The 21,006-nt window shown below is 60.9% G+C and carries 23 protein-coding genes; 13 read left to right on the top strand and 10 right to left on the bottom strand.

What is annotated here, in order from left to right; all coding sequences use genetic code 11:
* Nucleotides 1-118: 118 nt before the first annotated feature.
* The 7 genes from EK369_RS13220 to map all read left to right on the top strand — a co-directional run bounded on the left by EK369_RS13220 (nt 119) and on the right by map (nt 5,282).
* Nucleotides 119-673, top strand: a complete 555-nt coding sequence (locus tag EK369_RS13220) for a YqgE/AlgH family protein (RefSeq protein ID WP_127114800.1) — start codon at nt 119-121, stop codon at nt 671-673.
* 149 nt (nt 674-822) lie between these two features.
* Nucleotides 823-2,124, top strand: a complete 1,302-nt coding sequence (gene hisD, locus EK369_RS13215; RefSeq protein WP_127114732.1) for a histidinol dehydrogenase — start codon at nt 823-825, stop codon at nt 2,122-2,124.
* Between the two features lie 273 nt (nt 2,125-2,397).
* Nucleotides 2,398-2,877: a UPF0262 family protein gene (locus EK369_RS13210; protein ID WP_127114731.1), complete on the top strand. Its 480-nt coding sequence runs from the start codon at nt 2,398-2,400 to the stop codon at nt 2,875-2,877.
* A complete protein-coding gene (locus EK369_RS13205; protein ID WP_127114730.1) occupies nt 2,877-3,338 on the top strand; it encodes an arsenate-mycothiol transferase ArsC in 462 nt (153 codons plus the stop codon). Before EK369_RS13210 ends, EK369_RS13205 begins: the two co-directional genes overlap by 1 nt.
* 85 nt (nt 3,339-3,423) lie before the next feature.
* A complete protein-coding gene (locus tag EK369_RS13200; RefSeq protein ID WP_127114729.1) occupies nt 3,424-3,819 on the top strand; it encodes a ketosteroid isomerase-related protein in 396 nt (131 codons plus the stop codon).
* Nucleotides 3,816-4,400: a GNAT family N-acetyltransferase gene (locus EK369_RS13195; RefSeq protein ID WP_127114728.1), complete on the top strand. Its 585-nt coding sequence runs from the start codon at nt 3,816-3,818 to the stop codon at nt 4,398-4,400. The genes EK369_RS13200 and EK369_RS13195 overlap by 4 nt, the downstream gene beginning before the upstream one ends.
* Nucleotides 4,401-4,448: 48 nt before the next feature.
* Nucleotides 4,449-5,282 (top strand): type I methionyl aminopeptidase, encoded by an 834-nt coding sequence (map, locus tag EK369_RS13190; protein ID WP_235871422.1) that lies wholly within the window; start codon nt 4,449-4,451, stop codon nt 5,280-5,282.
* An 81-nt stretch (nt 5,283-5,363) separates the two neighbouring features.
* On the opposite strand, the gene rsmD is transcribed toward map, so the two are convergent.
* Together rsmD and EK369_RS13180 are read right to left on the bottom strand one after the other, a co-directional pair.
* A complete protein-coding gene (gene rsmD, locus EK369_RS13185) occupies nt 5,364-5,924 on the bottom strand; it encodes a 16S rRNA (guanine(966)-N(2))-methyltransferase RsmD (protein ID WP_127114727.1) in 561 nt (186 codons plus the stop codon).
* On the bottom strand, nt 5,921-7,129 hold the full coding sequence (locus EK369_RS13180; protein ID WP_127114726.1) for an NAD(P)/FAD-dependent oxidoreductase: 1,209 nt from the start codon (nt 7,127-7,129) through the stop codon (nt 5,921-5,923). The genes rsmD and EK369_RS13180 overlap by 4 nt, the downstream gene beginning before the upstream one ends.
* 87 nt (nt 7,130-7,216) lie before the next feature.
* Between EK369_RS13180 and EK369_RS13175 the strand changes: the two genes are divergently transcribed.
* Nucleotides 7,217-7,705, top strand: a complete 489-nt coding sequence (locus EK369_RS13175) for a peroxiredoxin (RefSeq protein WP_127114725.1) — start codon at nt 7,217-7,219, stop codon at nt 7,703-7,705.
* Between the two features lie 81 nt (nt 7,706-7,786).
* Here the strand turns inward: EK369_RS13175 and EK369_RS13170 are convergent, their stop codons facing one another.
* The 6 genes from EK369_RS13170 to EK369_RS13145 form a co-directional block, all read right to left on the bottom strand.
* On the bottom strand, nt 7,787-8,077 hold the full coding sequence (locus EK369_RS13170) for a 4a-hydroxytetrahydrobiopterin dehydratase (protein WP_127114724.1): 291 nt from the start codon (nt 8,075-8,077) through the stop codon (nt 7,787-7,789).
* The gene (locus EK369_RS13165) at nt 8,074-9,261 is read right to left on the bottom strand and encodes a GNAT family N-acetyltransferase (protein WP_127114723.1); all 1,188 of its coding nucleotides are present in this window, start codon (nt 9,259-9,261) and stop codon (nt 8,074-8,076) included. Before EK369_RS13165 ends, EK369_RS13170 begins: the two co-directional genes overlap by 4 nt.
* 48 nt (nt 9,262-9,309) lie before the next feature.
* Nucleotides 9,310-10,071 (bottom strand): glycerophosphodiester phosphodiesterase family protein, encoded by a 762-nt coding sequence (locus EK369_RS13160; protein ID WP_127114722.1) that lies wholly within the window; start codon nt 10,069-10,071, stop codon nt 9,310-9,312.
* Between the two features lie 6 nt (nt 10,072-10,077).
* Nucleotides 10,078-10,539: a RidA family protein gene (locus EK369_RS13155; RefSeq protein ID WP_127114721.1), complete on the bottom strand. Its 462-nt coding sequence runs from the start codon at nt 10,537-10,539 to the stop codon at nt 10,078-10,080.
* An 82-nt stretch (nt 10,540-10,621) separates the two neighbouring features.
* Nucleotides 10,622-11,932 carry an HlyD family type I secretion periplasmic adaptor subunit gene (locus EK369_RS13150; protein WP_127114720.1) on the bottom strand — a complete coding sequence of 437 codons (1,311 nt, stop codon included), beginning with the start codon at nt 11,930-11,932 and terminating at the stop codon, nt 10,622-10,624.
* Nucleotides 11,929-13,665 carry a type I secretion system permease/ATPase gene (locus EK369_RS13145; RefSeq protein ID WP_127114719.1) on the bottom strand — a complete coding sequence of 579 codons (1,737 nt, stop codon included), beginning with the start codon at nt 13,663-13,665 and terminating at the stop codon, nt 11,929-11,931. The genes EK369_RS13150 and EK369_RS13145 overlap by 4 nt, the downstream gene beginning before the upstream one ends.
* Before the next feature lie 160 nt (nt 13,666-13,825).
* On the opposite strand from EK369_RS13145, the gene EK369_RS13140 reads away from it, so the two are divergent.
* Together EK369_RS13140 and EK369_RS13135 are read left to right on the top strand one after the other, a co-directional pair.
* Nucleotides 13,826-14,611: an MlaA family lipoprotein gene (locus tag EK369_RS13140; RefSeq protein WP_235871421.1), complete on the top strand. Its 786-nt coding sequence runs from the start codon at nt 13,826-13,828 to the stop codon at nt 14,609-14,611.
* A gap of 12 nt (nt 14,612-14,623) precedes the next feature.
* On the top strand, nt 14,624-15,217 hold the full coding sequence (locus EK369_RS13135) for an MlaC/ttg2D family ABC transporter substrate-binding protein (protein ID WP_127114718.1): 594 nt from the start codon (nt 14,624-14,626) through the stop codon (nt 15,215-15,217).
* 90 nt (nt 15,218-15,307) lie between these two features.
* Here EK369_RS13135 and EK369_RS13130 read toward each other — a convergent pair whose 3' ends face one another.
* On the bottom strand, nt 15,308-17,500 hold the full coding sequence (locus tag EK369_RS13130) for a transglycosylase domain-containing protein (RefSeq protein ID WP_127114717.1): 2,193 nt from the start codon (nt 17,498-17,500) through the stop codon (nt 15,308-15,310).
* Between the two features lie 258 nt (nt 17,501-17,758).
* On the opposite strand from EK369_RS13130, the gene EK369_RS13125 reads away from it, so the two are divergent.
* From EK369_RS13125 to EK369_RS13115, 3 genes are all read left to right on the top strand, one after another.
* Nucleotides 17,759-18,097, top strand: a complete 339-nt coding sequence (locus EK369_RS13125; RefSeq protein ID WP_127114716.1) for a P-II family nitrogen regulator — start codon at nt 17,759-17,761, stop codon at nt 18,095-18,097.
* 26 nt (nt 18,098-18,123) lie between these two features.
* Complete coding sequence (locus EK369_RS13120) at nt 18,124-19,464, top strand: ammonium transporter (protein ID WP_127114715.1); 1,341 nt, start codon at nt 18,124-18,126, stop codon at nt 19,462-19,464.
* Between the two features lie 149 nt (nt 19,465-19,613).
* Nucleotides 19,614-20,540 carry a hypothetical protein gene (locus tag EK369_RS13115; protein ID WP_127114714.1) on the top strand — a complete coding sequence of 309 codons (927 nt, stop codon included), beginning with the start codon at nt 19,614-19,616 and terminating at the stop codon, nt 20,538-20,540.
* Between the two features lie 26 nt (nt 20,541-20,566).
* Here the strand turns inward: EK369_RS13115 and EK369_RS13110 are convergent, their stop codons facing one another.
* Nucleotides 20,567-20,857, bottom strand: a complete 291-nt coding sequence (locus tag EK369_RS13110) for a hypothetical protein (RefSeq protein WP_127114713.1) — start codon at nt 20,855-20,857, stop codon at nt 20,567-20,569.
* Nucleotides 20,858-21,006: the final 149 nt, after the last annotated feature.

The following is a 21,006-nucleotide window of genomic DNA, read 5'->3' as shown; positions in this document are numbered from 1 at the left end:
TCTGTAACATCTGGCCGCACAAAGCGCCGCAGAGGGCTTGCGCGTTGGCGCCGGGGCGCTCATCTTGGAGGTGAGAAACGAGGAGTGTTGGTGTGTGAGCGAAGAGCCAGACAGCGAGATGAACCTGACCGGCCAGATGTTGATTGCCATGCCGGGCATGGGCGATCCGCGCTTTGCCCATTCCGTGGTGATCCTGTGCGCCCATTCCAGCGATGGTGCCATGGGGCTGATTGTCAACAAATCGGTTGACGGCATGGCGCTTGGTGCCCTGTTCGATCAGCTTTCGATCGATACGCAAGGGGCTGCCGGCAAGGAGCGGGTGTTCTTTGGCGGACCGGTCGAGACCGGGCGCGGGTTTGTCCTGCACACGCCTGATTATCGCTCGGACCTGTCGACACTCGACATCGACGGGCGGTTTGCCATGACGGCAACACAGGACATCCTGGAAGATATCGCCATTGGCAGAGGGCCTTCCGGAGCCTTGGTGGCACTGGGGTATTCGGGCTGGGGACCTGGGCAGTTGGAAGATGAAATCGCGGCCAATGGCTGGCTCATGGGGGAGCCGAGTCAGGCGCTGGTCTTCCACACCGAAGAGGGTGAGATCTGGGGTGAGGCGATGAAGTCATTGGGGATTGATCCGATCACCCTGTCGGCCGCTGCGGGCCGGGCCTGAGGCGTGGTGAGGGGCGCTGCCCCTCTTGGCCCTGGAGAGGGCCAATTCACCCCGGAGTATTTTTGGCAAGATGAAGCGGCGGGTTGCGATGCTGGCAGGGGTTGAGGCCTTGGCAGCGGGGCGGTATTGAGCGATCAAAGGAGAGCCCCATGCCCCAGTTTCTCGATGCCAGCGCCCCCGATTTTGAAGACCGCTTTGTTGCCCTTTTGGGCGCCAAGCGCGAGGACAGCCCGGATGTGGACGCTGTTGTGGCGGGGATCATTGAGGATGTGCGTGCCCGCGGCGACGCGGCAGTGATCGAGTTGACGGCCAAGTTTGACAGGCTGGAGTTGACGCCCGAGACGCTGGCGTTTTCCGAAGCAGAAATCGAAGCCTGTTGTGCCGATGTAAGCGCGCAGGATCGCGCGGCGCTGGAATTGGCCGCCGAGCGCATCCGTGCCTATCACACGCGCCAGATGCCGGCAGATGAAAGCTGGACCGACGACAGCGGCGCCATGCTGGGCTGGCGTTGGAGCCCTGTATCGGCGGCGGGCCTGTATGTGCCGGGGGGGCTGGCATCCTATCCGTCTTCGGTTCTCATGAATGCCATTCCCGCCAAGGTGGCCGGGGTGGAGCGGCTTGCCATCATGGTGCCGACGCCTGACGGGGTGGCCAATCCGCTGGTTCTGCTGGCGGCTCGGCTGGCGGGCGTCGATGAGATCTACCGTATCGGGGGCGCGCAGGCTGTGGCGGCCCTGGCATATGGCACCGAGACCATTCCGCCGGTCGACAAGATCACCGGCCCCGGCAATGCCTTTGTTGCCGCCGCCAAGCGCCGGGTGTTTGGCAAGGTGGGGATCGACATGATCGCAGGGCCGTCGGAAATCCTGGTGATCGCCGACAAGGACAACAACCCGGACTGGATTGCGCTGGATCTGCTCAGCCAGGCCGAACATGACGAAAGCGCCCAGTCGATCCTGATCACCGATGATGCGGATTTTGGGCGCGCCGTGGCCGAAGCTGTGGACAGGCGGTTGGAAACGCTGGAGCGTCGCGCCATTGCGGGGGTCAGCTGGCGGGACTTTGGCGCGGTGATTACGGTGGCGGATCTTGCCCAGGCGGCGAAACTGTCGAACCGTGTCGCCCCTGAGCACCTCGAGCTATGCGTCGCGGATCCGGATGGGCTATCGGAAAAGATCACCCACGCCGGTGCGATCTTTTTGGGGCAATACACGCCAGAGGCCATTGGAGATTATGTCGGGGGACCAAACCACGTGCTGCCAACCGCACGTTCGGCGCGATTCTCATCGGGTTTGAGCGTGATGGATTTTGTCAAACGCACGACGTTGTCGAAAATGACACCCGAGGCCCTGCGCGCTATTGGGCCTGCGGCGGAGACACTGGCGATCTCGGAGAGCCTCGAGGCGCACGGGCTGTCCGTCCGGGCCCGGCTCGACGCGCTGAACGAGTAGGGGGGCCAGCCCCCCACGTTGCCCCCAATGGGGCAACGCTCCCCCCGGGATATTTCTGGCCAAAAGAAGCAATGGGTGTGGCCCCGGGCGGCGGGGTGCATTGCAATGGGACGTGTTTGGGTGCTGGTGGGCGTGCAGAGCGCTAACCATGGGGCGCCGGAGGCTAGTGGAGCGTTGCCGTTTCGGGTCAGGCCGCATCTTTGATCTCGCACCGGATTGCCGAAAGGCTTGGGCTGGGGTAGGGAGTTGGCCAAAGCCAGCAAGAGATCCGACATGTCCCGTATCAGCAAGATCGAAATCGACGACCGTAACCTGCCGCCTCCGACCCCGGAGATTGAGCAAGAGCGCAAGGTCGCCATGTTTGACCTGTTGGAAGAGAACAGCTTTGATCTGCCCAAGCGCGACGATCGGCTGGTGCCGGACGGGCCCTTTGGCGTGGACCTGTCGATCCGCGACAAGCGGCTGGTCTTTGATGTGGCCACCGAGGGCGGTGACCGGGCGGCAGAGTTTCACCTGTCGCTGTCGCCGTTTCGTCAGGTCGTCAAAGACTATTGGGCAATTTGCGAGAGCTACTATGACGCGGTCAAGAACATGCCGCCCAGCCAGATCGAGACAATCGACATGGCCCGGCGCGGCATCCATGACGAGGGCGCGCGCATTCTGAGCGAACGGCTGGAAGGCAAGGCGACAATCGACCATGACACCGCGCGGCGTCTGTTCACCCTGATCTGCGTGTTGCATTTCGGGGGCTGATGCGCGTGGCTTTGGAGCTTCCTCAATCGGTGCTGTTCTGTTGCGACCACAACGCGGTCCGCTCGCCGATGGCCGAGGGCATCATGAAGAAGTTTTATGGCGAAGACACCTATGTGCAGTCCGCCGGGATCAAGAATGATCTTGAGATCGACGGCTTTGCCATCGCCGTGTGTCAGGAGCTGGAGGTGGAGCTGTCGCGCCATCGCTCGCGCAGTTTTGAAGAGATGGAGAAATGGGGTGACCACCTGTCATCCTTTGATCTGGTGGTGGCCCTGACACCGGCTTCGCGCCGCGAGGTGCAGGATCTGACGCGGTATTATCACCTTGAGGTCGAGTATTGGCCCATTTCGGACCCCTGCGGCATTGGCGAGACCCGCGATGCCCGGCTGGTGGCCTATCGGCAGAGTCGTGATGAGATTATCGCCCGCCTGACCGCGCGCTGGGGCGATCCACGCGGCTGATTTTTCCTTCCAAGACGTCGCAAATGGCATGGCAACCAAAGTGCCAATGGCTACTCTCGCCGGAAATTCATCCAAGAGGGTTCCCATGAGCACCGAGACCATCCAACGCTACTACGATGCCTTCAACGCGGGTGATCTCGACGGTATGATCGACTGCCTGTCCGACGACTTTGTCCATGACGTGAACGAAGGCGACCGCCGCAACGGGAAAGAGGCCTTTGCTGCGTTCTGCACCCACATGAACGCCTGCTACAAAGAAGAACTCACCGACCTCGTGGTGATGGCCAGCGCCGACGGCACCCGCGGTGCCGCCGAGTTCATCGTCAACGGCACCTATCTCAAGACTGATGGCGACCTGCCCGAAGCACGCGGCCAGACCTATCGCCTGCCCGGTGGCGGGTTTCTCTCGCTGAAAGACGGCAAGATCACCCGCGTCACCACCTACTACAATCTCGCCGAATGGGTCCGGCAGGTATCATGACCGAGACCCGCGTTCTCACGGGAGAGGCGCTGGATGCGGCCCTTGATGACGTGGCAAAGCTGCGTATTGAGGTGTTCCGCGCCTTTCCCTATCTCTATGACGGCGATCTGGCCTATGAGAGGGACTATCTCCAGACCTACCGCGACAGCGACAGGGCGGTCCTGGTCGGGGCGTTTGATGGTGACCGTCTGATCGGGGCGGCGACCGGAGCGCCGCTGGCCGATCACGCCGAGGATTTTGGGGCCGCCTTTGCCGGGACCGGTCTGGTGCTTGACACCATCTTTTGTTGCGCCGAGTCCGTTTTGCTGCCCACCTATCGAGGGCAGGGGATTGGGCATGCCTTTTTTGATCGTCGCGAGGCCCATGCCCGTGCTCATGGGTTTCAGAAAGCTGCCTTTTGTGGAGTGGTGCGCCCCGTAGACCATCCTTTGCGGCCTGCGCATTATGCGCCGCTGGACCCGTTCTGGCAAAAACGGGGCTACGCGCCCCTGCCCGGTGTGGTGGCTGCGTTCCGCTGGAAAGACATTGACCAATCAGAAGAGACTGCCAAACCGCTGCAATTCTGGATCCGTGACCTGTGATCCCTTGCCCTCTGGTCCTTGGCGCAAAAGGGGCTTAAATAGCGGTCAATGAAGTTTCTATGGAGCAGGCTCAAGATGATGGGCAAAGGCCGCCAGACCCGCGATGGGATCAGGATCTATGAAGACGCGGATTTCGCGGGCATGCACAAGGCTGGTGATCTGGCCGCGCGCATTCTTGACGAGATTGCCGAGCATGTCTTTCCCGGTCAGACCACCGGCGAGCTGGACCGGCTGATCGAGGCCAAGGTGGATGACGCCGGTGCGACCTCGGCCACCATCGGCTATCGCGGTTACAAACACGCCAGCTGTATCAGCGTGAACCACGTTGTGTGTCACGGCATTCCCGGCGACAAGAAGCTCAAGGATGGCGACATCCTGAACATCGACGTCACCGTGATTGTCGATGGGTGGTACGGCGACACCAGCCGCATGTATGTGGCGGGCAAACTGGGTCGCAAGGCCGAACGTCTGATCCAGGTGACGCATGATTCCCTGATGAAGGGCATCGAGGCGGTGAAACCCGGCAACACCTTTGGCGATATTGGCCACGCCATCCAGACCTTTGTGGAAGGCAATCGCATGTCCGTTGTGCGCGATTTCTGCGGTCATGGGCTGGGCCGTGTGTTCCACTCGCCGCCCAACGTGCTGCACTATGGTCGCCCGGGCACCGGCGCTGTGCTGGAAGAGGGCATGTTCTTTACCATCGAGCCGATGGTGAACCTGGGCCGTCCGGAAACCAAAGTGCTGGCGGATGACTGGACCGCGGTGACCCGTGACAAATCGCTGAGTGCACAGTTTGAGCATTCGGTGGGCGTGACGGCGGACGGGGTTGAGATCTTTACGCTTTCGCCATCGGGCAAATTTCACCCGACCTGGGGATAAGCGGGGATAAGGGGCGCTGCCCCTCTTGGCCCCATGGGGCCAATTCACCCCGGAGTATTTTTGGCAAGATGAAGCCTGATGTTACGCAGGCTCAACAATAGTGACATGCGTATCGCCGTATTTCCGGGTGTCCAGCAGCGTGAAGCCGGTCGGGGGCTGTTGGGCTGCGTTTTCCTCCCAGACGATCAGGGCGTCGGGCGCGATCCAGCCTTGGTGGTGCGCGCTGTCCAGCGCCTTTTGGCCCATGGATTTGCCGTAGGGCGGGTCGAGGAAGATCAGGGTTGCCGGGTCGCTGTCGCAAGGCGGCAGGCGCGTGGCGTCGCGCGTGATGATACGGGTTGCCGCCTTGCTGCGGGTAAGGCGGATGTTTTCGCGGATCAGGCTGGTGGCCTTGCGGCCATCGTCGACAAAGGTCACATGGGACGCCCCCCGCGACAGCGCCTCAAGCCCCAGCGCGCCAGTGCCCGCAAACAGGTCCAGAACCACCGCATCGGTGATCGGATCGCCAAACCTGCCACCCATCAGAACGTTGAACAGGCTTTCGCGCACACGGTCGGTGGTGGGGCGCAGGTGCGCGCCCGCGTCGCCCTTGCCCACGCTGGTCAGGGCCGTGCCCCGAAACTGTCCGGCGATGATCCTCACAGGCGCATCAGGGCTTTCATGTCGGTTTCGGGGTCGGCAATCGCCGCGGGTGCGGGCGATTTGCCGCCTTCGATCAGGCGCTTGCCGATCATGTAGTCGCGCGGCGCGTTCATGGCATCGACCGCCAGCAATGTGTCGCCCTGATAGTACCAGAACGACACGGAGCCTTGGTCTCCCTGACGCGTGACCACGGTGTCATAGCCGGTGTTGAGGCCCGCAATCTGCAGTTTCACGTCATACTGATCCGACCAGAACCACGGTTTGGCCACATAGTCCTTGCCCGCGCCCATGATGTTTTCAGCCACGCATTCGGCCTGATCGATGGCGTTGGGCACGCTTTCCAACCGAATGCGCCCGTCTTTGTAGGGGAAGGACGCACAGTCCCCCGCTGCCCAGACATTCGGGGCAGAGGTGCGGCCCTGAGCGTCGGTCCTGATGCCGTTGTCCAGCGCGATCCCGGCAGCTTCGGCCAGGGCGGTGCCTGGCATGATGCCGACACCCACGATGACAAAATCCAGGTCCATCTGAGAGCCATCGGTCAGCTTTGCACCGGTGACGTGCCCGTCGCCGGTCAGGTGGTCGAGGCCGACACCCTCGATGATGTTGACGCCATGGGATTGGTGCAGGGTGCGGAAGTAATCGCTGGTCTCGGGTGCTGCGACCCGTTGCAGGATGCGGTCGGCCATCTCGACAAGGGTCACGTTCAGGCCGCGTGATGCGGCCACGGCGGCGGCCTCGAGACCGATGTACCCACCGCCGACGATCAGCACGCGCTTGCCTTCGGTGAACTCAGGCGCCATCCCGTCGACGTCCTTGAGGTCACGCACCACAAAAACGCCGTCCAGCGCACCCCCGATGGCGGCAGGCAAATAGCGTGGCGCCGAGCCGGTGGTCAGGACCAGTTCGTCATAAGACAGGGTCTCGCCGTCCGCAGTGACGGTCTTGGCGCTGGTATCAATTGCGGTGACCTTTTCACTCAGCCGCATGGTGATGTCGTTGTCGCCATAAAACGCCTCGGGGCGCAGGAACAGACGCTCAAGATCCATGTCGCCCAGCAGGTACTTCTTGGAGAGGGGGGGGCGCTGGTAAGGCGGCACAGGTTCCTCGCCAATCAGCGTAATCTGCCCTTCGAAACCGCCATTGCGCAATTTCGCCACCAAGGATGAGCCCGCCTGGCCCGCTCCGATCACAACAACGTGGGTCATGCAACCCTCCCGATATTAGTCATTGTCCATTCTTCGCTGGACCCTATATCGACGAGTCCAGATAAGGCAATCAGTGAGATGATTAACATGACAATTAACGTAGGTCAAAAGCTGCCTGACGGCGTTTTTATGCACCTTAACGACGGAGTTCCGACCCCTGTCAACGTGGCTGAGCTGACTAAGGGGCGCAAGGTCGCGCTGTTTGGCCTGCCGGGAGCGTTTACCTCGACCTGTTCCATGGCGCATTTGCCGAGCTTCATGCGCAATGTCGATGCGCTAAAGGCCAAAGGCGTGGATGAGATCATCTGTATGGCAGTGAACGATCCCTTCGTGATGGACGCCTGGGACAAGGCCACCGGCGCGAGCGAAGCCGGGGTCACCATGATGACTGATCCCGATGGGTCGCTGACCAAGGCGATGGGGCTGGATTTCTCGGTTGAGGCGATTGGCTTTGTTGACCGCACCCGTCGTTTCGCGGCGATTGTCGAAGACGGCACCGTGACCTGGTTACAGGAAGAAGTTGAAAAAGGAGTCTGCGATCTGACTGGGGGTGAAACCCTGCTTGACGCGCTCTGAAGACGGCTACACCCAGAACAACGACGGACCGGGATACAGACATGTTTCCGGTCCGTTTTGCGTTTTAGACCCGCCCACTTTTCAAAGACTGTCGAGTTTGCGCGCGAGCTTGGCATCCAGTGCGCTCAGGCCATCGACGTCATGCGTCGTCAGCACCACATCCACGCGGTTGTAGACATTGCTCCATTCCGGGTGGTGGTTCCATTTCTCGGCCCAGAGTGCGGCGCGCGTCATCCAGCCGAACGCCTCGACAAAGCTGCCAAAGCGATAGGTTTTGTGGATCGCATCACGCGCTTCGACCATGGACCAGCCGCTTTCGAACAGAGGTCCGAGCACGGCGTCTCTTGCGGCGGCGCTGAGTTTCTCGGTCAATCGTGATCCTCCCTGTTGTCCTTGCGAAACGGGCCGTACGACGTCAACACTTCGATCTCTTCCGCCACCGCTTCGCGTTCGGCATGCACGAACCGCGCGACCGCATCTGCAAAGCCCGGATCAGCGATCCAGTGCAGGGAATGGGTTGTCACCGGCAGATAGCCACGCGCCAGCTTGTGTTCGCCCTGCGCTCCGGCCTCGACCCGCGCCAGCCCGTGTGAAATGGCCCAATCCATGGCCTGATAGTAGCACAGTTCGAAATGCAGGCAGGGATGATCCTCGATGCAGCCCCAATACCGGCCAAAAAGCGCCTCTTGGCCAATCATGTTCATCGCGCCCGCCACCGGCATGCCGTCACGCAGGGCAAAGATCAGCAGAATGTCGTCGCGCAGAGTCTCATGGGCAATGTCGAAGAATGCGCGCTCCAGATAGGGCGTGCCCCATTTGCGCGCCCCGGTGTCCTGATAGAACATCCACATGGCGTCCCAGTGTTCGGGGCGGATGTCGTTGCCCGTCAGCGCGACGATCTCGCCGCCGAAACCATGCGCCCGCTCCCGTTCCTTGCGGATGTTCTTGCGCTTGCGCGAAGACAGCGTGGTCAGGAAACCATCAAAACTGTCGTATCCCTCGTTCAGCCAGTGAAACTGCTGACCGGTGCGGTGCATCAGGCCCATTTGCTGCCCTGCGATGGCTTCGTCCTCAGCACAGAATGTCAGGTGCAGTGAGGACAGCTGGTTGTCAGAGGCAATCTGAACCGCGCCCTGGATCAATGCGTTGATGCCCATCACCTCGAACCCCGGCCGGGTCAGAAATCTGCGCCCGGTGACCGGTGTAAAGGGCACGGCGGCCTGCAGTTTCGGATAATAGCGCCCGCCCGCGCGCTCGTAGGCGTGGGCCCAGCTGTAGTCAAAGACATACTCACCCTGACTGTGACCCTTGGCATAGAGTGGCATCACCGCGATGGTGTCGCCATCCGTCCGCGCACTCAGGTATTGCGGTTGCCAGCCCGAGCCGGGGCCAACCGAGCCGCTGTCCTCGATGGCTTTCAGAAAGCGATAGGTGGTGAAGGGGTCGATCGGGCGGTCCCCTGCGGCGGTCTCAGGGCAGGCACAGGCATCCCACGTGGCCTTGCCGATCGAGTCCAGACTGCGGTGCAGTTCAATTTCGATGCTCGCGCCGTCCATGCTGTTCTCCTGTCCGCCCTGTCATATTTGGCGTGCGCTGGACAAGGATCAAGCCGTAAACGCAGCGAGGTAGCCTTCAAAGGTGATGTTATCGGCAATCCTGCGCGCCTCTGCCTCTTGTTCGGGCGAGCGTACGGTCCAGCACAGGATCGGCGCGCCCGTGGCCTTGATCTCGGCCACGCGGGGGCGGTTCAGGTCGTTGACGCCATGGCTGATGAAACACGCACCGGTGCGATCGAAATCCGGAATGTCGCGCAGGTGCGTGCGGGTGTTTTCCGGCAGCAGTGCCCAATTTTCAGCCTTGTAGCCATCGGTGACAAGGCCACGCGGCACATCCGGCGCAAGGCACGCGAGCCGCGCAACGCTGTTGGGGTTGAAAGACATAAAGGCCAGCGGTCCTTCATAGTTCTGCACAGCGGCGGCTGAGGCTTCTTCCAGCGGCCCGAGGTTGTCACCCATCGCTCCATCCTGATCCTTGAGTTCCACCAGCAGCGGCACCCGACCCGCCACCAAATCCAGCACTTCGGCAAAGGTGGGAATGCCCTCGTTCCCTCCGTCCAAAACGATCTGGCCCAACTCGGCAGCCGTGCGTCCCCGCACCGGGCCGCGTTCATGCGTCAGCCGATCCAGCATGTAGTCATGGAACACCATGGCCTGTCCGTCCTTGGACAGTTGCAGGTCAATCTCGATGCCATAGCCGGCGTCCATGGCCGCGCGGATAGCCGCGCGGCTGTTTTCGGGACGCCCATCGGCCACGTCATGCAGGGCCCGATGCGCCAGAGGCACGGACAAAAAGGAAGAGGGCAGCATATAGGTTTACTTGACCTGGAAAATGCCTTCGATCTCAACCGCCACGCCAAAGGGCAAGGAGGCGGCAGAGACTGCGGAACGAGAGTGGCGACCGGCATCGCCCAAGGCTTCCACCAGGAAGTCCGAGGCGCCATTGATCACCTTAGGCTGATCGCCATAGTCGCCGGTCGAATTCACGAAACCGGTCAGCTTGACCACACGCACAAGACGATCCAGATCACCACCACAGGCGGCTTTCACCTGCGCCAGAAGACCGATGGCGCAGGTCCGGGCCGCGGCCGCGCCTGCGTCGGTTTCCATGTCATCACCCAGCTTGCCGACAATGAATCCATCCGCGTTCATCGAGATCTGGCCGGACACGTACACGATGTCGCCGACCTTGACGTGGGGCACATAGTTGGCTGCCGGGGCAGGGGCATCTGGCAGGGTCACACCCAGCTCGGCCAGCTTTGCTTCGAATCCGCTCATTGTTCAGTCTCCCTGAATTGGTTTTCGCGGCGACGCTAGTGCGCCTTTGCGCCGGTGAAAAGCCCCTATTTGCACTGCCCGCTTAGCCTTCGCGGAAGGCTTTGGTGAAGTAATCGGCAAAGGGTTTCACAAGATAGGCCAGCGGGCTGCGGTCACTGGTCTTGAGATAGGCCTCAACCGGCATGCCGGGGATCAGCACCACGCCCTCGGGCAGCTTGGCGACCTCTCCTTCGCCCAGAGCGATCTCGGCGCGATAGTAAGAGGCACCAGTGTTTTCGTCCTGAAACGCATCCGGAGAGACGGTCATGACGCGGCCAAAAAGCTCTGGTGTTTCGCGTTGATCCAGCGCCGAGAACCGCAGCGAAACGGTCTGACCGGCAAAAACCTGGTCAACGTGAATAGTGGGCACCTGGGTGGCAATCACCAATGGACGGTCTTGTGGCACAAGGAAAAGAACCGGATCTGCGGGCCTTATCACCGAGCGTTCGGCAAACACCTGCAGGCCATAGACCACGCCAGACACGGGCGCATCTATGTCCAGCCGCGACAGTCGTTCCTGCATGGCGCGGCGCTGTTCGGCCAGTTCCAATTCGTTGTACTGCAGGTCGCGCAACCGCGAGATCGCCTCTTCACGGCGGTGGGTGCCCAGTTTGATGATCTCGATCTCAATCTCCGTGATACGCCCTTCGGCCTGGGCCTTGGCGGCGGCCAGCTCACCGGTGCGCCCGCTCAGGCTCGCCTCTTCACGGCGCAGGGCCAACACGCGGCTGGCCTGAGCCAGGCCCTTTTCCAACAGCGTCTGCTGATCCTCCAACTCGTGCACGATCAGTGCCAGCTGGGTGGTCAATGCCTGTCGCTGGGCTTCGATGCCGACAATCTGATCCTGAATCTGGCCGCGCCGCTTCTGCATCTGTTCAACTTCGCGCGACAGGCTCTCGACGCGGGCATGGAACAGGCGCGACTGTCCGGCGATGATTTCGGCGACTTCCGGGTTATCCTGTGCCGCGGCCACAAGCTCTGGATCATAGGTGACGGCCTCGCCTCCGTCGCGTTCCGCTTCGAGCCGCCCACGGCGGGCCATCATCTCGAACAGTTGCCCTTCGGCAATCACCAAATTTGACGCCAGAAGGGTCGAATCCAAACGGATCAGGGTTTGACCGACCTTAACCAGATCGCCTTCGTCCACGAGAATCTCTTTGACCACGCCCCCGTCCGGGTGCTGTACGACCTGCCGGTTGCTGTCGACCTCGATTCTTCCAGTGGCAATGATGGCGCCTGAGATTTCCGTCATGGTCGCCCAGGTGCCAAAACCGCCTATCAGGATGACAAGTGAGACCATGCCAATCAAAAGCGGCGCGCGGGCTGACCAGTTTGGGCTTTGGGGGCTGCTCATCTTACACCTCCTGCGCCGGTCGAGGCCTGGATTTCCTTGTGATTCTGCACCATTTCCTTCAGCACCTCGTCGCGAGGGCCGAATTTGCGGGCCGCACCGCCATCCAGCACCAGAAGCATGTCGCATTCCTGAATGGCCGCAGGGCGGTGGGCCATGATCAGCACCGACTTACCTTCGGACTTCATGGCGCGAATGGCCGCGTTCAGGGCCACCGAGCCATCGTTGTCGAGGTTCGAGTTGGGCTCGTCCAGCACCAGGATCGCCGGATCGGAATACATGGCACGAGCAAGACCAATGCGCTGGATCTGCCCGCCCGACAACCGCCCGCCATTGGTCGTGACGCGGGTGTCATAGCCATCCGGCAGCTTGACGATCATGTCGTGGGCAGCTGCCTTTTTGGCGGCGGCCACCACTTTTTCCGAATCTGGTTCCTGCGACAGGCGGGCGATGTTATCGGCAATGGTGCCGTCAAACAGCTGAATGCGCTGTGGCAGATAGCCGATGTAGTCGCCCAGTTTGTCCGGGTCGTATTGATCGAGCGTCGCCCCATCGAGCCTTACTGTGCCACCTGCGGGGCGCCAGACCCCGGTGATGGCGCGGGCCAAGGTGGATTTACCCGCCCCCGAGGCCCCGATCACACCGACGGCCTGACCCGGTTCGACCACGAAACTCACCATGCGTAGCGCAGCCTGTGCATCGCCCGGCGGCACCACGGTGACCTGCTGCGCCTCCAGCCGCGCCTTGGGTACCGGGAGCTGCGTGCGGGGCTCTTCCGGAGGAACCTCGCTCAGCAAAACCCCAAGGTTTCGCCACCCCTGCGCCGCGCGTTGCACAAGGGCCCATTGCCCGATGGCCAGTTCGATCGGGGCCAATGCGCGGCCCAACAGGATCGACCCTGCGATCATCGCGCCGGGGGTCATTTCGTTCTGCAGCACCAGATAGGCCCCAAGCCCCAGCATCGCCGATTGCAGCATCAGCCGGAACGTCTTGGTCAAAGCGCCGAAGCTGCCGGTCAGGTCGCTGGCCTGAACCTGACGCGTCAGCGCCTTGTGTCGGGCGGCCTGCCACCGATCAAAGGCCGCCCCCTGCATGCCCATGGCGCGCACCATCTCGGATTCCGAGCGGATCTGTTCCCCCATGATATCAGCCCCGTGGGCACGCATCGCGGCCTCTTCCAAGGGGCGTTTCGACAGGGTTCGGTTGAGGATGGTAAACACCACCAGCACGGCGCCACCGGCAACCGCAAGCATCCCCAGCCAGGGGTGGAACAATGAGATGCCAACCAGGAAAACCGGAGTCCAGGGCAGGTCAAAGACTGCCATCAGCACCGGAGAGGCCATCAGCTGCTGCACCGCCCCCAGGTCTTTCTGACCGGTGCGGGCCTCGGGGCTGGGCCGTGTGGAAGAGCTTTTCAGGACCGCGTCGAAAACCCGGCGTTCCAGCCGGGACTGAAACCGCGCGGCAACCCGCCCCATGACGCGCCCGCGGGCATAATCGAGCAACCCCATGATGCCATAAAGAAACACCACCAGCAGCGACAGTGCCAACAGGGTCTCCAGCGACCGGCTGCCCAACACACGGTCATAGACCTGCAACATGTAAAGCGGGCCCGTGAGCATCAGAATGTTGGCCACAAAGCTGAACAGCCCCACCGCCCAGTAAAGACCACGGCTTTCGCGGCGTGCCTCGATCAATTCGCCGGATCCGGCATGTTGCTGGTTTTGTCGCTTCATTGTCCTGTCCGGGAAATGATCGTATGAGTGGTTCGGGTCCTGCCCGCCAAGCGCCTGTTCCCCATCTGCCACAGATCGGAGGCGACATGCCCAATGCGGTTGGGGCCGGGTGCAGATTTAGTCTAAATGCGTTGATACGAAGTTTAACCCGAGAATTCTATTGCTGTTTTATGCCACTCGGACCCTCAAGCCCAAACTCACGCTGCCAGTCCTGCTGGCGGCCGCTTTGGTGCTGTCGGCTTGCGCCTCGGAACAGGCGAAAAATGCGCCCGGCGGGATTTACGATCCGCATGAAGAGGTCAACCGCGCCAACCACGAGCTGAACAAATCTCTGGACAAGCATCTGGTTGACCCTCTGTCACAAGGTTGGGGCAACGCCACCAACGGTGGTGCGCGCGAGGTGGTGGCGAACTTTTCGTCGCACCTGAGCCTGCCGAATGACGTTATCAACAGCGTGCTTCAGGGCAATCTGGACGACGCGCTTCAGAACACCGGGCGCTTTGCGTTCAACACTGTGGTGGGCTTTGCGGGTCTGTTTGATCCGGCAAAAGATCTGGGCTGGACGCGGGTCGACACGGACTTTGGCGAAACCCTGCATGTTTGGGGTGCTGCCGAGGGCCCATATGTCGAACTGCCCTTTTACGGACCGTCCACGTCGCGTGACACCGTGGGGATTGCCGTTGATCTGGTGCTGGACCCGTTCTTTGTCGTGGTGCGGGGCCCCGAGACCTATATCGGCGCCGTGGCCTATGTTTTTGATGCCATGGGCAACCGTTATGATTTCGACGCCACGGTGGATTCGATCCTGCATGAATCCGCCGACAGCTATGCGCAATCGCGTAGTATTTACTTGCAAAACCGCCGCTATGAACTTGGAATGACCGCAGAGGATCTTTATCTCGATAGTGGATTGGACCCGTATTCGGATCCGTACGAGGACTTTTGAGGACGTTTTGATATGACCCGCCGTGGATTTCTGGGTGCAGTTTCTGCCCTTGCACTGATCGCAATCTTGCCGCGTGGCGCCTTTGCCTTGAGCGACGCACAGGCCAAATCGCTGGTCGACAGCGTGGTAAAGGACATCAACAAGGTCATCTCGAGCGGCAAACCTCTGTCCTCGATGATTCGCGACTTTGAACGGATCTTCACCAAATACGCAGATGTGCCGATCATCGCGCGCTCGGCCCTTGGGGCGGACGCCCGCCGCGCGTCGAGCGCCCAGCTCAACGCCTATACCAAGGCGTTTCAGGGCTATATCGCGCGCAAGTATGGCAAGCGCTTTGAAGAGTTTGTCGGCGGCCGGATCGAGGTCAAGGATGCGCGCAAGGTCAAGAGCTTCCACGAGGTACGCACCACGGCCTATCTCAAGGGGCAGTCGCCTTTTGCCGTGAACTTTCTGGTCTCGGACAAATCCGGACGTGCCAAGTTCTTTGACATGATCATCGAAGGCATCAGCCTGCGTCTCAGCGAAAAAGAAGAGATCGGCGCAATGCTCGATCGCCGCAAGGGTGACATTGATATGCTCACGCAGGACCTGAAAAAAGCGGGCTAAGGCGCGTTCGCCTCTGGCAGTTGCTTCGGGGTTTTTCGGGGAAAGCGGTTTCGAAACCGCTTGCAAGGCGTTTGCAAACGCCTTGGGCGCTCAATTGCCAAATATATCCTTCAGGATCGAATTCACCGTGTCCTCGATGACATCGCCCGGGCTCTTGCGTTTTTGTTTCGGCTGCTGCTTGGCTTTTGGCTTGGGCACAAAGGCAGGCAGGGGCGCAGGGGTCAGCCCCTCATGCACGCGCACCATGACTTCATGCCAGATTTCCGCCGGCAGACCACTGCCGGTAACCCCGGTCAGCGGTGTGTTGTCGTCATAGCCCATCCACACACCCGCCACGTAATCCGAGGTGAAGCCGATGAACCATGCGTCCCGTGCCGCCTGCGTGGTGCCGGTCTTGCCTGCCACCTGCCAGCCGGGCAGGGCAGCCCGTCGGCCGGTGCCTTCGCTGACCACCTTTTCCATCATGTAAATCAGCTCGCGCGCCGCGGCTTCGGTGATGACCCGCTCACCAATGCCGCCGCCGGTGCCCATCAGCGCGTTCGGATCACCTGCCAGCCGCAGTTCCACCAGACCATAGGGCGTCACCGACGAGCCGCCGTTCAGAATGCCCGCATAGGCCCCGGTCATTTCCAAAAGCGAGCTTTCGGACGCCCCCAGCGCCAACGCCGGTCCCAGCGCCAGATCGCTTTCAATGCCAAACTCGCTCGCCACCTTGCGGACGTTGTCGCGCCCGACGGATTCGGAAATCTTCACCGCAGGCACATTCAGCGAGTTTTTCAGCGCATCGGTCAGCGTGACCATGCCATAATGCTTGTTGGTATAGTTTCGCGGGCACCACTGGCCCGACCCCGGCACGTTGATGCAATAGGGCGAGTCATCGACAAGATCGTCATGGGCATAACCCAGATCCAGCGCCGTGCCATAGACAAAGGGCTTGAACGCCGAGCCGGTTTGCCGCTTGGCCTGAACCGCACGGTTGAAGGCGCCCGAGACCTTGGTGTCACGCCCACCCACCATGGCCCGCACCGCGCCGTCGGCACTCATCACCACAATCGCGGCCTGCGCCTTGGAGCCTTCGCGCACCTTGTTCTCGAACACCCATTTCAGACCTTCTTCAACAGCTGTCTGGATGCGGGGGTCGAGCGTGGTTTTCAGGATCACGTCCTCGGTGGTGTTGCGGGTAAAGTAATCCGGACCCGACCCCATCACCCAATCTGCAAAATACCCGCCAGCGCGCGCCTCTGCCGCTTCGGACAGGGTGGCCGGGTTCGCCTGCCAATAGGCGGTTTCCTTGTCGGTCAGGTAGCCCTGTTCGTTCATCAGTCGCAGGATGGTGGCCGCGCGATCCTGCGAACGTTTCAGGTTGGATGTCGGGGCCAGCGACGAAGGCGCGGTCAACAGACCTGCGATCATCGCGCTTTCCGCGGGGCTGACAACGGCGGCCGGTTTGCCGAAATAGCGTTGCGTCGCGGCTTCTGCCCCATATGCCCCGCCCCCCATGTAGGCCCGGTTCAGATAGATCGAGAGGATCTCGTTCTTGGTGTATTTGACTTCCATCGCGATGGCATAAATCGCCTCCTTGGCTTTGCGCCACAGAGACGTCCGGCGGCAGTCGCGCACGTATTCGGCTTCGGACTCCCAGTCGCTGGCGTCATATTCCACGCCCAGACATAGCAGCTTGGCGGTCTGCTGCGTGATCGTCGATCCGCCATGCCCGCTAAGAGGGCCGCGGCCTTCGGACAGGTTGATCCGCACCGCGCTGGCCACGCCACGGGGGCTGATCCCGAAGTGGCGATAGAACCGTTTGTCCTCGGTTGCCACAACGGCATTCCGCAGGTCCGGCGACACGCTTTCGGCTGTCACCACCCCGCCATACTGATCGCCGCGCCAGGCAAAGACCTGGTCATTGCGATCCAACAGAGTCACCGACCCGCGTGCGCGCCCATCCAAAAGGTCCGTCATCTCGGGCAGGGTGGCATAGATATAGCCCACGGCCAGCGCAACGATCAGACCAACCACAACGCCCACGCGCCAGGTAAAGCCCCAGATCATGCGCCATATCCAGCGCAGGATGTTCAGGAAAAAGGCGACAATCGGATTGCGCTTTTTTCTGTTTGGTTTGCGCGCCGGCTTGCGCCGCTGCGGGTTGGCTTTGGGCTTGGATTTGGCTTTCGGCTTGGGTTTCGGCTTGGGTTTGGACACAGCTTTACCTTTGGCAGGCGGCGCCTTGCCATACCGCTTTTCCGCCACAAGGGGCGGTTTCTTTCGACCTGAATCACTCATGAGCTGCTCTGCCCAGCCTGCCTGTTTTGCAGCATGTTACCCCTAAATGGGTCGGATGTAGAGAGAATGCATCCCGGCTTACGGCTTTTTGTTCTGTTCAAAATTTAATCACGCGACCAACTTTGTGCAAAAATTGTGCGTTTTTGCCGCAAGTTGCCGCGATTTCTGCCGCTCGAACCTTCGATTCTCTCCTCTCGCCCGGTTTTTCTGCAGGTGCAAAACGCAGGGGCCTCCCCTGCCAACCGAAAGGGGAAAGCGGTGAAACTGATTATTGCAACGATCAAACCGTTCAAGTTGGAAGAGGTCCGCGAAGCGCTGACCGACATTGGCGTGCGCGGCATGATGGTCACGGAAATCAAGGGCTTCGGCTCGCAATCGGGACACACGGAAATCTATCGCGGCGCAGAGTACGCCGTGAATTTTGTGCCCAAGGTCAAACTGGAACTCGTGGTGCCTGCGGCCATGGCCGATCAGGTCGTCGAGACCATCACCAAGACCGCGCAGACCGGCAAGATCGGCGACGGCAAAATCTTTGTACTGGACGTGCAGCAGGCCATTCGCGTGCGCACCGGTGAAACGGACGCCGACGCGCTCTGAGCGTCGACATGGGAAGGAAGACACACATGAAAACCCTGATGAAATATGCTCTGCCCGCTGCGCTGGTTGCGCTGCCCGTGGCGGGCCTCGCCGAAGATGCCGCCCCGGTTGCGGGCGTTGATGCTTCAACCGATACGATCTTTATTCTGAACTCGCTCTTGTTCCTGATCGGCGGATTCCTGGTGTTCTGGATGGCAGCCGGTTTTGCCATGCTCGAGGCAGGCCTCGTACGCTCCAAGAACGTCACCATGCAGCTGACCAAGAACGTGGCATTGTTTTCGCTGGCGGCGATCTTCTACTACCTGATCGGCTATAACCTGATGTACCCCTTGGGCACGTGGTCGGTTGACGGCATCCTGTCGGGCGTCTGGGGTCCTGGTGTCTTGGAGGCTGTTGGCGTGGGCCGGGATGGCGCAGACGATTATGGCTATGCCTCGACCGGTTCGGACTTTTTCTTTCAGCTGATGTTCTGTGCCACCACGGCCTCGATCGTATCGGGAACGCTGGCGGAACGGATCAAGCTCTGGCCCTTCCTGATCTTCACGATCATCCTGACTGCGATCATCTACCCGCTGCAAGCCAGCTGGAAATGGGGCGGTGGGTTCCTGGACGCCATGGGCTTCCTCGACTTCGCGGGCTCGACCGTTGTGCACTCGGTTGGTGGCTGGGCGGCTCTGACCGGCGCCATCATCCTTGGGCCGCGTATCGGCAAGTACAACAAAGAGGGCAAAACCGTTCCGATCCCCGGTTCGAACCTGACACTCGCCACGCTGGGTACGTTCATCCTGTGGCTGGGTTGGTTTGGCTTCAACGGCGGCTCGCAGCTGGCCATGGGCACCATTGGCGATGTTGCCGATGTCAGCCGCATCTTTGCCAACACCAACACGGCTGCTGCCGGTGGTGCGATTGCCGCGATGATCACCTCGCAGCTCTTGTTCAGGAAACCTGACCTGACCATGATCCTGAACGGCGCGCTGGCCGGTCTGGTGTCGATCACCGCAGAGCCGCTGACCCCGTCCTTGGGCGCCGCCACCCTGATCGGTGCTGTTGGCGGTGTGATCGTGGTCTTTGCCATCCCCTTCATGGACCGCCTCAAGATCGACGACGTTGTCGGTGCCATCCCGGTTCACCTGATCTGCGGTATCTGGGGCACCATCGCGGTTGTCTTTACCAACGCGGATGCCTCGCTGATGACCCAGCTCTATGCCATTCTCGTGGTGGGTGTCTTTACCGTGGTTGTCTCGGGCGTGGTCTGGTTCATCCTCAAGGCCACCTTGGGTCTGCGGGTCGACGAAGAAACCGAGATCAACGGTCTCGACATGGCCGAACTGGGGATGGAAGCCTACCCTGAGTTCACCAACGGCTAGACCCGGAAATACTTAAGAAAACAAGGGTCCGGGCAGCCATGCCCGGGCCTGTTCGTTTTTACGGGCTGTTATTACTTTTGTGTCAGTTTGCCGCCATGTTTTGGTTGTTTCGGAAATCGGGATTTCTTGTTTTGGTGCGGTGGTTTAACATGACTCTTGTTTGCATGTTTTTCCTCAGCGGGCCGGTCCATGCCCGTTGTGGCCTGCCAGAAGACGTCATGCTCCTGGTGGACGACCTCTATGTCGCCAGCAGCCAGGGCCGGACACCGGACGTGGATTTGGCCGCCCGCGTCCAACAGGATCTGCGCGGCATCGACATGCGCGATGTCAGCTCAAAACTGTTTTCCGTGGGACTGGCCCATCGCCGCGCACGGATTGAGGCTTTGCTGGTCGAGGCGCAGCGCTTTGGGGCACTGGGCCTGACCAACAGCCCCAACCTCTTGCGCGAACGCCTGAACAGTGTCGAGCGTCTGCACAATGCGGTCTGCAAACTGGAAGAGATCAAGGCAGACGAATTGGCAAAATCCAATGAAATCAGCCGGTCAACTGGCCCATCGCGGACGTTTGAGCACCTCAGCACCACCGCGCGCATGGCCATCCTGTTGGGGCTGACCAGTTTCCTCAGCGGTCTCGTGGTGCTGGTGCGGATGCTCTACCTCTGGATTTATGCGCTTGTCAGCGCGCGCAAGACCTGCCGCATCGCCGCCGCGCTCGAAGAGGGGCTGGATGTGGTCGATGGCACCGTGACCCTGCTGGGCCGCAAGGGGTGCCGTTTTCAGCCGGTGAACTCCGGCGCCTATGATCGGGTTGCCGCGATGATGGACAAATCGGGGATCTTTCTGGTGGTCAATGGGCAGCGGTTTCTGATTACATCGGGGAAGACGCGTGGTTTCTTCGTATCGATGTTCTTTCAGCGTCCCCTGAAACGCGGCATGCAAGAGGCGCTTTTGGCGCTGTCGTCCATAACGCCGCGTGATGCCCCGAGGCAGAAAAAAGGTGCCAGTGTCCCGGGTGCTAAGCCTCGTGCTGCCGTGACTGGGCGCTCACCTGCCAGAGTGGTCTTGGCCAAAAAGTGACACGGGGACTCTGGTGCCTTGCGACGTTATCCAACCTGCCAAGGGGCACCAACCTCGCGTGCCCTGTGCCGCTTCAGATCAGCGATCATGCGGCTTTGCGCAAACCGCGCCTCATCGCAGGTCAAACCCGACAGCCGAAACTGGGCATCGACGATCTGGCGCGACAGGATGCTGGCCAGGGTGTGGCGCTGCGTATCCCGCGAGATCCGCTGCACATCGCTGTCACTCAGGCCCGTGGCGCCAACACTTGCGGGTTTTGCTGGCCTGACAGCAGCGGGTTTTGAAAACAACCGGGTGAGTGCAAAGAGCAAGGTCATGAGATTGGGGCTTTCGATAAAATGTGGGCTGGTACCTCTGATATAGGGCCGAGCACTGTGCCTTACATCCGCCAGCCCGACTTTGGCGGCAAATGCCAAACACTTGACCCAAAACCACAAAAAAGGCCGCCAACTTGCGCTGGCGGCCT

The sequence above is a fragment of the Shimia sediminis genome, assembly GCF_003990645.1.
Lineage (GTDB): Bacteria > Pseudomonadota > Alphaproteobacteria > Rhodobacterales > Rhodobacteraceae > Shimia > Shimia sediminis.
This window is presented reverse-complemented; position numbering and strand designations above follow the sequence as displayed.